The organism is Bacillus sp. D48C, assembly GCF_053345735.1.
Genome location: NZ_JBKFAQ010000005.1, coordinates 314491 through 329613, shown reverse-complemented (window position 1 = coordinate 329613; position 15123 = coordinate 314491). Strand labels below are relative to the sequence as shown.

Annotated in this window: 17 protein-coding genes; 1 reads left to right on the top strand and 16 read right to left on the bottom strand. The window is 36.2% G+C overall.

The features are described from left to right. Nucleotides 1-13: 13 nt before the first annotated feature. Nucleotides 14-814, bottom strand: a complete 801-nt coding sequence (gene dapB / locus ACLBXA_RS15895; RefSeq protein ID WP_000658810.1) for a dihydrodipicolinate reductase — start codon at nt 812-814, stop codon at nt 14-16. Beyond that, nucleotides 814-1155 carry a nucleotide pyrophosphohydrolase gene (locus ACLBXA_RS15890; RefSeq protein ID WP_002108639.1) on the bottom strand — a complete coding sequence of 114 codons (342 nt, stop codon included), beginning with the start codon at nt 1153-1155 and terminating at the stop codon, nt 814-816. Before ACLBXA_RS15890 ends, dapB begins: the two co-directional genes overlap by 1 nt. A gap of 362 nt (nt 1156-1517) precedes the next feature. Between ACLBXA_RS15890 and ACLBXA_RS15885 the strand changes: the two genes are divergently transcribed. Beyond that, nucleotides 1518-2399: a YitT family protein gene (locus tag ACLBXA_RS15885; protein WP_447617313.1), complete on the top strand. Its 882-nt coding sequence runs from the start codon at nt 1518-1520 to the stop codon at nt 2397-2399. A 28-nt stretch (nt 2400-2427) separates the two neighbouring features. On the opposite strand, the gene ACLBXA_RS15880 is transcribed toward ACLBXA_RS15885, so the two are convergent. The 14 genes from ACLBXA_RS15880 to aroC form a co-directional block, all read right to left on the bottom strand. Beyond that, nucleotides 2428-3069 (bottom strand): uracil-DNA glycosylase, encoded by a 642-nt coding sequence (locus ACLBXA_RS15880; protein ID WP_000876853.1) that lies wholly within the window; start codon nt 3067-3069, stop codon nt 2428-2430. 102 nt (nt 3070-3171) lie between these two features. After that, complete coding sequence (locus ACLBXA_RS15875; RefSeq protein ID WP_003258828.1) at nt 3172-3855, bottom strand: zinc metallopeptidase; 684 nt, start codon at nt 3853-3855, stop codon at nt 3172-3174. Nucleotides 3856-3956: 101 nt separating this feature from the next. Beyond that, entirely contained in the window at nt 3957-4745 is a 789-nt protein-coding gene (gene ypjB, locus ACLBXA_RS15870) for a sporulation protein YpjB (protein WP_000831587.1), read from the bottom strand. A 106-nt stretch (nt 4746-4851) separates the two neighbouring features. Then, nucleotides 4852-5538, bottom strand: a complete 687-nt coding sequence (gene lit, locus ACLBXA_RS15865) for a lipoprotein intramolecular transacylase Lit (protein ID WP_000414366.1) — start codon at nt 5536-5538, stop codon at nt 4852-4854. A gap of 25 nt (nt 5539-5563) precedes the next feature. Further along, nucleotides 5564-6154: a DUF1405 domain-containing protein gene (locus ACLBXA_RS15860; RefSeq protein ID WP_000262838.1), complete on the bottom strand. Its 591-nt coding sequence runs from the start codon at nt 6152-6154 to the stop codon at nt 5564-5566. 118 nt (nt 6155-6272) lie between these two features. Further along, entirely contained in the window at nt 6273-7040 is a 768-nt protein-coding gene (qcrC, locus tag ACLBXA_RS15855) for a menaquinol-cytochrome c reductase cytochrome b/c subunit (protein WP_000554601.1), read from the bottom strand. A 43-nt stretch (nt 7041-7083) separates the two neighbouring features. Next, nucleotides 7084-7758 (bottom strand): menaquinol-cytochrome c reductase cytochrome b subunit, encoded by a 675-nt coding sequence (qcrB, locus tag ACLBXA_RS15850; protein WP_000932700.1) that lies wholly within the window; start codon nt 7756-7758, stop codon nt 7084-7086. Beyond that, nucleotides 7759-8271: a menaquinol-cytochrome c reductase iron-sulfur subunit gene (gene qcrA, locus ACLBXA_RS15845; protein ID WP_001290420.1), complete on the bottom strand. Its 513-nt coding sequence runs from the start codon at nt 8269-8271 to the stop codon at nt 7759-7761. A 137-nt stretch (nt 8272-8408) separates the two neighbouring features. Further along, nucleotides 8409-8888, bottom strand: a complete 480-nt coding sequence (locus ACLBXA_RS15840) for a YpiF family protein (protein ID WP_003258820.1) — start codon at nt 8886-8888, stop codon at nt 8409-8411. 134 nt (nt 8889-9022) lie between these two features. Next, on the bottom strand, nt 9023-9559 hold the full coding sequence (locus ACLBXA_RS15835; protein WP_001095925.1) for a ReoY family proteolytic degradation factor: 537 nt from the start codon (nt 9557-9559) through the stop codon (nt 9023-9025). Between the two features lie 73 nt (nt 9560-9632). Next, entirely contained in the window at nt 9633-10895 is a 1263-nt protein-coding gene (locus ACLBXA_RS15830; RefSeq protein ID WP_001168695.1) for a tetratricopeptide repeat protein, read from the bottom strand. Nucleotides 10896-11375: 480 nt separating this feature from the next. After that, nucleotides 11376-12488: a histidinol-phosphate transaminase gene (gene hisC / locus ACLBXA_RS15825; protein ID WP_447617312.1), complete on the bottom strand. Its 1113-nt coding sequence runs from the start codon at nt 12486-12488 to the stop codon at nt 11376-11378. Nucleotides 12489-12620: 132 nt separating this feature from the next. Further along, entirely contained in the window at nt 12621-13706 is a 1086-nt protein-coding gene (aroB, locus tag ACLBXA_RS15820) for a 3-dehydroquinate synthase (RefSeq protein ID WP_000526805.1), read from the bottom strand. After that, nucleotides 13706-14878: a chorismate synthase gene (gene aroC / locus ACLBXA_RS15815; protein ID WP_001269378.1), complete on the bottom strand. Its 1173-nt coding sequence runs from the start codon at nt 14876-14878 to the stop codon at nt 13706-13708. The genes aroB and aroC overlap by 1 nt, the downstream gene beginning before the upstream one ends. Between the last annotated feature and the right edge of the window lie 245 nt (nt 14879-15123).

Sequence of the window (15123 nt, the reverse complement as noted above, 5' to 3'; positions counted from 1 at the left end):
CGTTGTCTCCCCTTTAGTCGATAATATTTTCTAAACCGTACACAAGATGATCAAGGTTCATTACTGTCTCAATTGATAGTTTTACACCTGACATAAATGATGCACGATTGAATGAATCATGACGAACTGTTAACATTTGTCCATCTCCACCAAACATTACTTCTTGGTGTGCAATAAGCCCTGGCAAACGTACACTATGAATGTGAATACCGTCTACATTTGCACCACGTGCACCTGCTAGTTGCTCTACTTCATTTGGATGACCTTGCTGCTTTGATTCACGATTTTGACGAATTAATTCTACCGTTTTTACAGCTGTACCAGATGGTGCGTCTAATTTTTGATCATGATGTAATTCAATTACCTCAACATCTTGGAAATATTTCGCTGCCATTTGTGAGAATTTCATCATAAGAACTGCACCAATTGCAAAGTTTGGAGCAATAATTGTTCCTACTGCTTTTTCTTTTGCATTCTCTGTTAAACGTGCCAATTCTTCTTCTGTAAATCCAGTTGTACCAATAACAGAACGAAGTCCACGCTCAACTGCAAGTGTAACGTGTTGTTTCCCAACTTCTGGTGTTGTTAAATCTAACAACACATCTGCTTCTACTTCATCTAAACAAGTATGTAAATCAGCGTAAATCGGTGCATGTAATGCTGGCATGCCAGGTAAATCAGAAATCTTCTCACCACCATGCTTATAATCCACTGCTGCTACTAAATTAAAATGTTCCGTTCTTTCCATAAGAAGGACTGCTTCATGTCCCATACGTCCTCTTGGTCCGGCGATAATTACTTTAATTTCTTTCATTATTCTTTCTCTCCCTCATCAATACGTGTCCAGCGATCTTTATCACGTGTATTAAATTTATTCATTACAATGTTATGTGCTGTCTCTAAATCAATATTTAAACTATTTGCCATACAAATCATAACAAATAATACATCTCCAAGCTCTTCTTCAATACTTCTTTCTTTTTCAGTTGTTTTCTTCGGTTTCTCACCATAATAATGATTTACCTCTCTCGCAAGCTCTCCCATTTCTTCCGTTAAACGAGCCATCATTGCAAGCGGACTGAAATAACCTTCTTTAAACTGACCAATATATGCATCTACTTCTTTCTGCATATCTTTCATCGTTTTTGCTTCCATACTATTCACCTCTAATCCTTCCTCTTTCATGTTAGCCAATTCATCGCGATTTGACAAATATTATTCCCCGCCAAACACCTATTTGCGACCCTTTTTTGGATAGACTATAATAAAGTGAAACTTCTTTTGCGATTTTTGCAAAAGATCAGCCCGAACTAATCGGGTTCCTACGGCTGGTTCGCCTTTCTTCAGAACTTTATCTCCTACAAGCCGTTGGTACGGGGTAAAGTGAAACTTCTTTTATGTGCTTTTCGCAAAAAATCAGCGCACACCAATCGGGTTGCAACTAGAAATTACTTATTATTATGTTTTACTGTTTCAGCGGAGCAATGCAATCATTACATAATTAGGGGGATTTCTATATGACATCAAAATTGAAGATGCGAAATATTATTTTTATTTTAATCGGTTCCGCTATATTTTCTTTCGGTATTGTCAATATCAATATTGAAAACCACCTTGCAGAGGGTGGGTTTACTGGTATTACACTATTATTGTATTTTTTATTTAAGTTTGATCCTTCCTACTCAAACTTAATTTTAAATATCCCTATATTTTTTATTGGTTGGAGGTTACTTGGCAGAACGACATTTTTATATACATTAATCGGCACCTTTAACGTATCTTTATTTCTATGGATTTTCCAGCGTTACGAAGTGCTAAACTTACATTTAAACTTGCAAAATGATATGACACTCGCAGCTTTATTCGCTGGGGCATTTATAGGTATCGGCCTTGGAATAATATTTAAATATGGCGGGACTACTGGCGGTGTAGATATTATCGCACGACTAGCTCACAAATATGTTGGCTGGAGTATGGGAAAAACAATGTTTATGTTTGATGCTGTCGTTATCGTAGTCTCTATTCTTACCTATTTATCATACCGCGAGGGTATGTATACGTTAGTTGCTGTTTTTATCGGGGCTAAAGTCATTGATTTTATGCAAGAAGGAGCCTATGCCGCCAAAGGAGCGACTATTATCTCAGAGAAAAACGATGAAATTGCTGCCAAAATTTTATCTGAAATGGAGCGCGGAGCAACCTTTTTAAAGGCTGTTGGATCGTATACAAAAATGGAACGTAACGTACTGTATTGCGTTGTTGCTAAAAATGAAATCGTGAAATTAAAAAATATTATTACGTCTGTAGATCCTCATGCTTTTGTCGCTGTAAGTGATGTACATGATGTAGTTGGTGAAGGATTTACGTTAGATGAAAATAAAAACCCTTTACATAATTAAATGTAACTAGAAAAGCACCTTAGCTTTTCTAGTTTTTTATTACAAGTCTTTTAAGCTTCTCCAAATCCTCATAAATAAGCTCCAATAAACTCCGATTATAAAAAATAGAAGCTGGATGAAAAGTTGGAAAAACATGATATTCATTCTCTGACCATATAAACTCTGCACTTTGCATATCCTTTAATTTTTGAATGGGCTGTTTTAATAATTGCCCATGTACATCTGTGATTTTTTTATTTTTTCCTGTTAAACGTTGAAGACCGATATTTCCAAGCGTGACGATAAGCTTCGGATTTATTTTCTCTAATTCATAATCTAATAAAGGCGCATGGGCAACTATTTCTCCTTGATTTGGCGTTCTATTATACTTTTTTTGTATGATTTCACCATTTCGTTCTTTTTTCTCTCGCCATTTATAAGGTCTACTCCGAACAGCGCTCGTAATATATACTTCTTCCCTTGTAACGTGAATACGCTCTAAAAAACCCATTAATTGTTTTCCCGCCCTCCCGCTAAACGGAATCCCATTATGAATTTCTGTTTCACCAGGCGCTTCTCCTAACAACATAAATTTGGGATTTTCAGGGCCTTGTCCACTTAAAAAACCTTCTAGTTGATAAGGAGCACTACGCTCTTTCACTTGTTTTACTAAATGGTCTGGATATTTCATTTCCCCCCACCGCCTTTCCGCATTACTTCTATTATTTCTATTTGCAATACATTATATAATTCAAGCCACACAACAAAAAAAGACTATCAAAATTGATAGTCTTTAGTCGTCGCTACGCTGCATACCAGTATACATTAATACGAGACGTAATAATTCAAATACCGCTACAGCTGCAGCTGCTACATATGTTAATGCTGCCGCATTTAATACTTTACGAGCTTGGCCATATTCATCTGTTGATACAATACCTAACGCTTCAATTTGTTGCATCGCACGCTTTGACGCATCAAACTCAACTGGTAATGTAACGAGCTGGAACACAACACCTGCTGCCATTAGAATGATACCTAATAACAACAAACCAGACATTTGTGCAAATATACCGATTAGGACGAAAACCCAAGACATATTCGAACCAAAGTTTGCAACTGGCACTAACGAATGACGAACGCGCATAAATTTGTAATCTTTTGCATCTTGAATTGCGTGTCCTACTTCATGTGCTGCAACTGCCGTACCAGCAACTGAATGTCCATAATAGTTATCTGTTGATAATCGAACCGTCTTAGCGGTTGGATCATAATGGTCTGATAAATGACCTGGTGTTTCTTCTACAGCTACGTTGTATAATCCATTTTCATCTAAAATTTTTCGAGCCACTTCCGCTCCTGTCATACCTGATGTTGAATAAACTTGTGAATACTTGCTATAGGCACTACGTACTCTTGACTGTGCATACAACGGTATGATCATTATGATCGCGAAGTAAATTAAATAAAACATCATGAACCTCCATTGAAGTTTTAATTATAGTACTTCTCATTCTATTTTCTTCTGCCACTATTGTCAATAAATAAACCTTACAATCCATATCTTTACTTATTACATTATCTATTTTTAGAATGTACATTACTTTTTCTTTTCTCTCTCTCTCCTTTATACTTTCTCCATCCAACATAAGTTAATGTGAATAAAATAAGTCCCCCAGTAATTGTCATAAACCAAATGAGAGAGGGTGCAATTTCATCCTTTTTTACTGTGTGAAATATCTTTTGCAAATCCCCTTTAATAATCCCTAATTGCATTTGGCCGCCTTTCGTTTTTAACATAACGTTACGAAATTCATCCAAATAAGATAAATGAGCATTTACACGCTGTACCTCGTTTTCTGGCAAAGCAATCATTAAGCTTGGATAAATAATATTGAATTCATTTAAAAATGTATTTAACGTTTGTTGAAACTGCCCAACATCTTCTTTTTCCATCGCTTTTTCCATTTGAGAAAAGGCATCCATTACTTTTCTTTCTCTTTCCATCCAAAGCGGTTGATATTTCGATACTTGCGCATCAACAGCAAGTTGTAATGCCAGCACATTATCCATTTTAGCTTGCTTACCTAAACCTTCTTCAAAGAGCGATTGTTGCGCCTTGTCGTAAGCTAAAGAAATAACTCTAACTTGATCTGGTGTTACTTCCTGCTTCTTTTCATTCCCCTTGATTAAAAATTGCTCTGAGAAAAGTTGTAATACTTGTACTGCTTTTTCATCTTCATTACGCTTCACTAACTGTAACGAGTCATCTAACAACCCTGTTAGCTCATTCCACTCTTCAGCATATATACGTAATGGAAACATTATAATTAGAAATGCTATCAATCCAATTAATGTTCTCTTCATCCCGGTCCCCCCTATAACTACTAGTACAAAATATGTTAATTGGGACAAGAATAGAACAGAACTGAACCGAAAAATATATTATCGTTTTACAAAGAAAAAATTCTCTTTAAGCAGAGAATTTTTTCTTTGACATCCTTTTCTTTTTTACGAAATATCTATATAAACTATAACAAAGTATACTACCACCTAAAATGAATAATAAAATAGCACACGCAGCATGCATAAAGAACTCCTCTGGTAGCATTAATATAACTGGATCCGTTTCAATATCAAACATCCAATAATCATTACTGAATAAAAGCTTATGGAATAATACAAAGCTCTTTTCAAAATTAATAGCGATTGGTAACATAAGCGCTATCGGAAAAATGATTGTTAAAATCGATCCGTGCAGTAAAAACTTTTCATTTTTCTTTTTTAATAAATAAATTCCGCCTATCACTGCAATCATAATTGTCGCATACATCACATATTGAATCTTTACTAAAATATTTTTAACATCTACAAAATGAATACGGCCATTTGTAGACATATCTAATGTTGGCAAATGTAATGCTCCGTCATAAAACGGGGATAAATATGTAATAAGCACATCGTAATTTCTTTTAATTTCATCCTTCGTCATATCCGCTAAATCAGGAATATTTAAAAAATCAATTTCAAAATAATACAGCCATTTTCCATACACAACTGCCGTTGTTGCAAGTGCAAAAATAGAAAATGCTATGCTATATGAAACAATTAAAGTAATCAATCGATCCAATATTTTTGTACCACTCTTATTTTTCTCCATGTTCTCCCCCTAAATGTTCTAACCATCATAAAGAAAATTGTTTCCTGTGCTCACGTAAGCAACAATAATATGTAATACATAGTACAGCAACGCTTAACCAAAACGTAAAATAACCAATTTCCTCTACAAACAAATGCATAATTCCATATCGCGGCATTTGCCAAAATAAATAATCAATTGCATCGTTATGCAACGTCCACACACCCGCTACTATAAAATGCCATTTTTTTATACGGTAAAATGGAGCATATAAAACACCTTGCACCGCCATCGCAAAGTGCGAAAGCATTAACATGTAGCCCATAAGGCCAATAGGACCTTTTACGTAAATCATAATCGCATTTACAACAACAGCCCAAATACCATATTTTATTAAAGTAACAATCGCTAGCGCTTCTATTAATCCCCAGTTTCTCTTTGTCAAAAAAGCAATTAAAACAAAGACAAAAAAGAGACTCGCCATAGGACTATCTGGTACAAACGGCCAAAATATAGGTGACGTTTCTTTCAATTGATTTCCGTACCATATAAACCCGTAAATTGTACCTAATATGTTAACAACCAATAAAAATAATAATACCGAGCGTTGTCTTAACATTGCATACAAGTACACCAATCTGTATGTCCAACACCTTTCAAGCAAAGTAATTCATTCACTAAATCCTACTCTATTATAACAAACTTCATCCAACTAAATAGAAAAGCTGACTACAAATTTTGTAGTCAGCTTTTTATTATTTTTTATTATACTTTGCAACGAATTCCGAAAGCTTCTTCAGTTCCTCATCTGTACCTTTAAATACTCCTTTAGGCATGGAACCTTTTCCATCTTTCGCAATTTTAGCAATTTCTTCTGGCTTTAAAGTTAAGTTTTGCAGTGCTGGTGCTGCCGCCCCGCCCTGTAAGTTGTCACCATGACATGTTAAACAAGTATTTTTTTGCATTAATTTATAGCCATCATCATTTTTATCAACTGGCGCTGTTTTTACAATTGCTCCTTGTTTCTTTGCAGCTTCCCAGTCGTGGTGTGCTACAGATTCCCAAGTTAAAAAGATAATCGATGCAATTGCTAAAAGCATAAATCCAGTTGCTACAGGACGCTTCAATGGACGTCTTTCTGGACCTCGATCAAGAAATGGAGCTAACAGTAATGCACCAAACGCAATCCCTGGCATAATAAACGCTCCAATTACAGTAAATGAACCGGAAGCATAAGAATACTTTAATAACTGATACAAGAATAAGAAATACCAATCTGGAAGTGGTATATATCCAGCATCTGTTGGATCCGCCATTCTCTCAAGTGGCGACGGATGCGCCACTGTTAAACATAAATAACCGATTAAAAAAACTGCACCAACCATCCATTCTTTTAACAAGAAGTTCGGCCAAAATGCTTCTGTTTTCCCTGGGTATTCAGAATAGTCTTTTGGAATATTTGGTTTCCGAGCTACTGGTACCCGAGAATCTCCTACAAACTTCATCCCTTTGCCGCGATGCATAATCTCCCTCCTTTAGTTCTTTCCCCTTTAATTTAGCAATCTCTTATAGTGGACCGGAAATACCTTGTTTGCGAATCATGATGAAGTGGAAGGCCATTAAACCTAGAAGTGCTGCTGGTAAGAAGAAGACGTGAATAGCAAAGAAGCGAGTTAATGTTTGAGCGCCAACAATTTCGGAATGACCAGCGAGTAATGTTTTAATATAAGGACCAATGAGCGGTGTTTGCTCTGCAATTTGAATCCCTACTTTTGTAGCAAATAAAGCTTTCATATCCCACGGTAATAAATATCCAGTAAAACCAAGACCTAACATAACAAAGAAAATAAGAACACCAACAATCCAATTTAACTCACGGGGCTTTTTATACGCACCTTGGAAGAAAACTCTGAGTGTATGTAAAAACATCATTACAATTACGAGACTAGCACCCCAGTGGTGCATACCACGAACAATTTGCCCATAAGCAACTTCATTTTGTAAATAGTAAACGGATTCCCAAGCATTTTTAATATCAGGCACATAATACATCGTCAAAAACATTCCAGATAAAATTTGAATTACAGTAACGAAAAAGGTAAGTCCTCCAAAGCAATAGACGAATGCAGAAAAGTGATGTGCCGGGTTTACATGTTCAGGTACTTCATGATCAGCGATATCACGCCATATTGGTGTAATATCTAATCTTTCATCTACCCAATCATAAATTTTATTTAACATCTACTTTGCACCCCCTCTTGGCTTTGCTTTTCCTAGATACAGCGTTCCATCTTTCACTTTAGACTCGTACACATCAAGCGGAGCAAGGGGTGGCGTACCCTTAATGTTCATCCCATCTTTTGTATAACGCCCCCCGTGACATGGGCAAAAGAATTGATTCGGATGTGCTTTGTCCGAATTCCAGTTAACTGTACATCCTAAATGTTTACATACTGGAGAGAACGCAACAATGTCTCCGCTTTCATCTTTATGAACCCAAGCCGATTTTGGTTCTTCAGACTTGTACCAACCATCAACCTGCTTCACTTTAAAATCGAAACGCTTCGGCTCTGTTGTAATATCCTTTACTTGCGCAACAGCAACCATATCTGTTCCGGCTTCTTTTCTTAACACCGGATCAAGCGCAAATCGCGTCATCGGCATTAAAATACCGGCAGCCATAAAGCCTCCTACCCCTGTGAGTGTGTAATTTAAAAATTGTCTTCTTGACACGCGATGTTCTTTCTCGCTCACGAAAATTTCCCCCCTCTATCAGAAATTGTCCCCTCGTGATAAATTATATAAAAAATAAAAACTAGGACACTATCATGATATAATACGCTCATGCACAGGTCAATATCATACTACTCATAATAATAAGAACTTTCTGTTTATTGCGAGTTTCCCCACTTCTCTTCCAACATCACCATTATATTTTTTATATGTGCATGAATAACTTCTCTCTTTGCTTGATCACTAAATTGTTCTAATGCTAATGAAGGAAACCAAAATAAATCTCCCTGTAACTCTTGTATATCCTCTTTCCATGAAAAATCACTTGTAACATAAGCAATATGCTTAAAACCTTCTCTTCGTAAATGATTTGTCCATTCTTGCAAACGACCTTTTTCATTCTTTTGACTTTCTACTAAATACGTAAAAGCAGGCAGTAAAAGCACTCTTCCTTTATACTCTCTTTCCAATTCCATACTCAACAATTCGATAAATTCACCTTGTTCTACAACCATTTTTATTTCTTTCGCTGCCGAAATTGATAAAAGCGGTATTACTCCTGTATCAACATACTCTCTTGCTTGCTCAAACTGTTCCACATCTTTTACAATCCATTTCAAATTTCTTCCCCCCTTCATTTACAAATAACAGAACTTTCACTTTATATATATTAAACCATACTAAAAGAGGTAAAAAAAGAAAAACTACCCAATATAGGTAGTTTTTCTTGATAAAAGTCTGAAATTTGTAAAAATATTAATCCAAATACATTCTATAAAGTTTTTAACTCTGCCGTTAATCTATGAAACGCTTCCTTATCTTGCTTATCTAACGCTTCATCAATTTGTTTCAAAAGGCGTTCTCTTCTAAACGAAAATACACTTTCTTCCAAAAACCTTTCTGCAAGTAAACGATCTTTTTCATTTACTTCAATATGCTTTGGTAGATATGGGTTTTCTTCTAATACAGCTACATAATTCGCATTTTGAAACGATGATTTAAAGTTGAGTTGAATATAAATATCCTCATCTCGATTTAAACGAATATCATGAAACGATTTTTCAGCATCTGTTGTCATAACATTTTGTTTAAAAAAGTGAAACGGTGTGTCTTTCACACAATTCGCTGACATCACTAAGCCACGCGGACAATATTTTGCATGCTCTACGAAGTGGACTTTATGCATCAATTGGTCGTGACTCATTAAATAATTCAGAATCCATACACATTCACGCTGTTTCAGTTGGTAATTATTCAAAAACCATTTTACAAAATCCTTCTTCTCGTTTACAGAAACAGGGGTATTCATAGCAATTAAGTCCCTCCTCTGTCTTTCTCTTTTCTTTTTAGATTCAAGAAGCGGCATTCAGTTTCCTTCCAACTTATGAAAAATCCTCTAAATTATATAACAACTCTTCAATATGAATTTGTGTCGGGTCTAGTTGTAATAACTGGGTAAATACTTCTTTCGCCTCTTTTCGCTTTCCTTCTTCCAATAAGAAATAACCGTATTCTTCTAAGAAGTCTGGATGATTCTTAAAAGAAGTATATGCACTTTCATAGTGTTTTAATGCATCCGAATACATTTCTAATTGTTTTTTTGCATACGCAAGGTCCCAAAGTAGTTGTGTATCTGGTTCTCCACTATCAATAGCACGCTCTACAATTGCAATTAAATCTTCGTACTTTTCTTGTTCTTTTAAGATATACGCATATTTTAATGTTGCGCCTAAATGCCCTGGATCTAACTCAAGTGCTTTTTGAAGAACTTCCTCTGCTTCTACTATTTTTCCTAATTTCGCCGCAATGTTCGCTAACTCTACATAAAACGGAACTGAAAGCTCATCTACTTTAATTCCTTCATGAAGCGTTTCATAGCTTTCTTGAAGCATTCCTTCTTTTTCATAGCTTTTCGCTAAATACATGTACAGTGATGCGTACTCAGGGTCTAATTCTTTTAGTTCTTGCCAAGCACCGATTGCTCTCTGATATTCTTCACCTTGGTATAATGTGAAGGCATATCCAAATAATGAGTGAATATCTTTTTGTTCCTCTAGGCCTGCTTCATAATAAGAAATCGCCTCTTCCCAGTTTCCAATCGCACTTAACGTTTCTGCAAGACGAAGTGCGATTACAACACCACCCATTACTTTATGTTCCGCTAATAGCGATTCATAATAAGTAATTGCCTTTTGTTCTTCACCTTTACTACTATATAATTCTGCTAACCCAAACGTAATAACAGGTTCATCAGGCATCATTTCTTTCGCCTTTAATAGTTTTTGCTCTGCTACATCATCAAAACCTTGCATTTGGAATAAATCTGCAACAAGTAATAAAGATTGAACATATAAATCGTCATTTTCTGGAATATCATGAAGTACTTCAATCGCTTCATCTTCTTTATCTAGATCAATATATAATTCTGCTAAAAATACAGTGAATTCACTTTCTTCCGGATACAGTAAACGTAAGTCTTCAGTAATCGCTAATGCCTCATCTGTAAATCCAAGTGTATGATAGTAACGAGCGATATCATACTTCTCTTCATCATTTGCAATTTTTAATTGTTCTTTTAATAATTGTAATCCTTTTTCCGCTTCACCATTTTCAATATATGAAACAACTTGTTCAAACTTTTGCATAAACGTCTCCTTTAATTCTAAAAAATATTCTCTTCTGTTCATTTACCCCGCTATTAACGGGCAGTAAGACCCCCACCTCAAAATTCAGCTAAGGCAAAGAAGTTAGTTTGGGGATCAACTGCCCGTAAAAGCCCGATTGGTTCAACTAATAATCAGCGGGGGATAAACATCCCCCCACTGATTAAAGTTTCACTTTATCATAAGCAACTCACTGTTAGAACGCAACCTTTAGAATGAGCATGCTTCTTCTTATACTTCTTCTTACAGAGTAGGTAATTGTTCAAAAGGTTCGGATATGACACCGATACCTTATCATCATCTTCTATTGTACCGCTTTCTTTTATGACCGTGCAAATAACTTCTCTCACTAATTATCAAGCCATACAAACCGTGATTTACAGAACAACTTAATTACCAGTCTTCAACCTTTATTTTTAATACGATAAAAAAGGCTCCTATAATAGGAGCCTTCACAATCTCTTAAGAATATGTTTCTTCTTTCTGTACTTGCTCATTTACAAGCTCTTTCAGCAACTCTATAATTTCATCATTTTCTTCTTTCAAACCGACAGTAATACGAATACCATCATCGATACCAAATGCAGCACCAGAACGAACGATATATCCTTTTTTCATTAATCGTTCGAAAGCTTCATTACCCGGTATACCAATTTTTAAGAAAATGAAATTTGTTTGAGATGGATAATAGAATACGTTATATTCTTTACAAAATGCATAATACTGATTTAGACCTTCAGCATTCTTTTTCACACAATTTTGTAAAAAGGCTTGATCTTCTAATGCAGCGAGTGCTACAGATTGCGCTACAGTTGATGTATTGAATGGTAACCTTGCTACTTCTAGCTGTCCGATTAACTTCGCATCCCCAATCGCATATCCAATACGAAAAGCAGCTAAACCATATGCTTTTGAAAACGTGCGTAAAACCATAAGATTTTCATACTTTTCAAGAAGTGGTAATGTTTGCGGATAGTCTTCTGCTTCCGCGTATTCATAATATGCTTCGTCCATAATAACGAGAGCCGACTTAGGAACCGATTCTAAAAATGAAAGTAATTTTTGTTTCTCAACATATGTACCTGTCGGATTATTCGGATTACAAATCCATACAATTTTCGTTTTATCATCTACTTGCTCTAGCATTGCATCTAAATCGTGAATACCATCTTTAAGTGATACTTCACGAACTTCTGCTCCTTCAATAACAGCATGGTGATGATATTGTGAAAACGTAGGATTCGCCATTACAACGTTTGTTCCTTCATGTAGTAACGCTCGGCTAATCATTTGAATGACTTCATCTAATCCACTACCAAATAGTAGTTGTTCTGCTTTTACACCTAAATGTTCCGCTACTTTTGTCCGAAGTTCAAAGGCATATCCATCTGGATAAAGGGCATATTGGCTCGCTAAAGAAGTTAATGCTTCTGTCACACGCGCTGAGCAACCGAATGGATTTTCGTTCGATGCTAATTTCACAATTTTCGATAATCCATATTCCCTTTTTACTTCTTCAATGTTTTTCCCAGGTACATACGCTCTCAAAGTTAACAATTGCTCTTTCACTCTCATTTTTCTTCCCCCAGTCATTTCATTCAATTTGATTACAATACAGTTATAGCCCCTTACTGTAATCTTTTATCATAACCGTCACTATTACGAGAATACCTCTAAATGAGCACTTCACAACACTTCGCTATCATTTTAAACCATATCTTTTTGAAATGCCTCTAACGCAATATGAACAGTCTCATCTGAAATAGATACGACATTCACTACCCCATATTCCTGCATAAGCACCATATGAATTGCTCCTGCATTTGCTTTCTTATCTTGTTTCATCAATTGAACGAGGCGCTCTACATTCAAATCTCTTGGCATTTTTGGATAGCCGTATTTCAAGAACCACTGCTTCATATCTTCATAAGCAAGATTAACCTTGTACACTTGCTCACTTAAAAATATGGCGAATAACATTCCAACCGCTACGCCGTCACCGTGAGTAATATTTCCATACCCTAGCTCTTTTTCAAGAGCATGTCCTAACGTATGTCCAAAGTTCAAATGGGCACGTACACCCTTCTCTGTTTCATCTTGTGATACAACATTTGCCTTTACAGGAATCGCCTTCGTTAATATATGGATTAACTTCTCATCACGAAGATCCGCTAATGTTTGCACTTCTTCTTTTAACCAATGATATAGCTCCACATCACCAATAAGAGCATGCTTTATCACCTCTGCATAACCTGAACGCCACTCTTTTTTAGGAAGAGACTGTAAAAACGGTGTATGATATACAACTGCTTCTGGCTGATGGAATGCACCAATCATATTTTTACCTAACGGATGATTAATCGCTACTTTCCCACCTACTGCGCTATCGTGCGCTAATAAAGTCGTCGGAACCTGCACAAAGCGAATACCACGCATAAACGATGCAGCAACAAAACCAGCTAAATCTCCAATCATTCCGCCTCCCAGTGCAAGAATTAAAGAATTTCTATCTAATTTATTTTCAAGAGCTGACGTATGAGCCGCATAGAAATTTTCGAAAGACTTCTCTTTTTCGCCACTTGGTACAACAAACGAAAACACGTCCTGCTCCACTTGTAATGCATCGATAACTGTCTGTAAATGTAGTGATGCAACAGCTTCATCTGAAATGATCATTACGTTAGATACAGCTGGCTGCATATTTTGAACGATCATTGTTAAGTGTGACAACGCTTCTTTACCAACATGTACATCATATTCTTTTGATTTCGTTTGAATATGTATGTTTCCCATTAAAATCCCCTCGCATATTCATTATGTTTCTCAATATTTTCACGAATCAGTTCCATACGATCTAATCCGAATTGTTCTATTAAAGCTGTTGCTAATTCCCAAGCCACAACCGCTTCTGCAACGACACTAGCTGCTGGTACTGCACAACTATCTGAACGTTCAATGCTCGCTGTAAAAGGCTCTTTCGTATCAATATCTACACTTTGAAGAGGTTTATAAAGTGTAGGTATCGGTTTCATCACACCGCGCACAACAATTGGCATTCCAGTCGTCATACCACCTTCCAATCCACCTGCATTATTTGTTCTTTTTGTATATCCATGCTCCTCATTCCATAGAATTTCATCATGAACTTCACTTCCCGGTCTATGCGCTGCTTCAAAACCAATTCCAATCTCGACACCTTTAAAAGCATTAATACTCATAATTGCAGCTGCTAATTTCGCATCCAGTTTTCGATCATAATGCACGTAGCTACCTACTCCAATTGGCATTCCTTCCACAATTACTTCAACGATTCCACCAATTGAATCACCATTTGCTTTCGCATCATCAATCGCTTTCATCATTTGGTTACCAGCTTCGTCATCTAAGCAACGTACAGGAGATGCTTCTGTAATACTCTTTAATTCTTCAATTGAACTATACGTAACCTCCTTAGCTTGTACACCGCCAATTTCAATTACATGGCCCGCCACTTTAATACCAAGTTCTGCTAACACCTTTTTAGCAACCGCACCAGCAGCAACACGCACCGTCGTTTCGCGCGCTGACGAACGTTCCAGTACATTCCTCATATCTCTATGACCATATTTAATTGCACCATTTAAATCAGCATGCCCAGGCCTTGGTTTTGTCACTTTCCTTTTCATCTCTTTTTCTTCTTGTTTCGTTAAAGGTTCTGCACCCATAACTTTTATCCAATGGGCAAAATCACGATTTTCAACAACGAGTGCAATAGGGGAACCTAATGTTTCTCCATGTCTAACACCACTTAAAATTTGCACTTGATCCGTTTCAATTTGCATGCGTCTACCACGCCCATACCCCTTTTGCCTTCTAGCTAACTCTTCGTTTATATCATCCGCTACTAAAGACAATCCTGCTGGAACACCCTCTATAATTGTTGTAAGTTGCGGACCATGAGATTCACCAGCTGTAATATATCGCATACGTTATTCCTCTTTTCGTATATGTATTTATCTCACTATATTAACTTTTATCATTCTAAAAATATTAAAGAAATTATATCATATATCGACCATTTTCTTATTCTATATTTCCGATAGGCCTAATTTAAATATCAATATATCATAACAGCTCAAACTTCGTAACTAATTGAAAATAAAAAAAGTGCAAGAAGAATACCCCTATTCTTCTTGCACTTTTTACTATTATCACAGTGATTAAAGCGTTT

Excerpts from the sequence above, each read along its gene's own strand:
- dapB (WP_000658810.1), bottom strand. The coding sequence starts at position 814 with ATGAAAGAAATTAAAGTAATTATCGCCGGACCAAGAGGACGTATGGGA.
- ACLBXA_RS15890 (WP_002108639.1), bottom strand. The coding sequence starts at position 1,155 with ATGGAAGCAAAAACGATGAAAGATATGCAGAAAGAAGTAGATGCATAT.
- ACLBXA_RS15885 (WP_447617313.1), top strand. The coding sequence starts at position 1,518 with ATGACATCAAAATTGAAGATGCGAAATATTATTTTTATTTTAATCGGT.
- ACLBXA_RS15880 (WP_000876853.1), bottom strand. The coding sequence starts at position 3,069 with ATGAAATATCCAGACCATTTAGTAAAACAAGTGAAAGAGCGTAGTGCT.
- ACLBXA_RS15875 (WP_003258828.1), bottom strand. The coding sequence starts at position 3,855 with ATGATGTTTTATTTAATTTACTTCGCGATCATAATGATCATACCGTTG.
- ypjB (WP_000831587.1), bottom strand. The coding sequence starts at position 4,745 with ATGAAGAGAACATTAATTGGATTGATAGCATTTCTAATTATAATGTTT.
- lit (WP_000414366.1), bottom strand. The coding sequence starts at position 5,538 with ATGGAGAAAAATAAGAGTGGTACAAAAATATTGGATCGATTGATTACT.
- qcrC (WP_000554601.1), bottom strand. The coding sequence starts at position 7,040 with ATGCATCGCGGCAAAGGGATGAAGTTTGTAGGAGATTCTCGGGTACCA.
- qcrB (WP_000932700.1), bottom strand. The coding sequence starts at position 7,758 with ATGTTAAATAAAATTTATGATTGGGTAGATGAAAGATTAGATATTACA.
- ACLBXA_RS15840 (WP_003258820.1), bottom strand. The coding sequence starts at position 8,888 with ATGAAGGGGGGAAGAAATTTGAAATGGATTGTAAAAGATGTGGAACAG.
- ACLBXA_RS15835 (WP_001095925.1), bottom strand. The coding sequence starts at position 9,559 with ATGAATACCCCTGTTTCTGTAAACGAGAAGAAGGATTTTGTAAAATGG.
- ACLBXA_RS15830 (WP_001168695.1), bottom strand. The coding sequence starts at position 10,895 with ATGCAAAAGTTTGAACAAGTTGTTTCATATATTGAAAATGGTGAAGCG.
- hisC (WP_447617312.1), bottom strand. The coding sequence starts at position 12,488 with ATGAGAGTGAAAGAGCAATTGTTAACTTTGAGAGCGTATGTACCTGGG.
- aroB (WP_000526805.1), bottom strand. The coding sequence starts at position 13,706 with ATGGGAAACATACATATTCAAACGAAATCAAAAGAATATGATGTACAT.
- aroC (WP_001269378.1), bottom strand. The coding sequence starts at position 14,878 with ATGCGATATATTACAGCTGGTGAATCTCATGGTCCGCAACTTACAACA.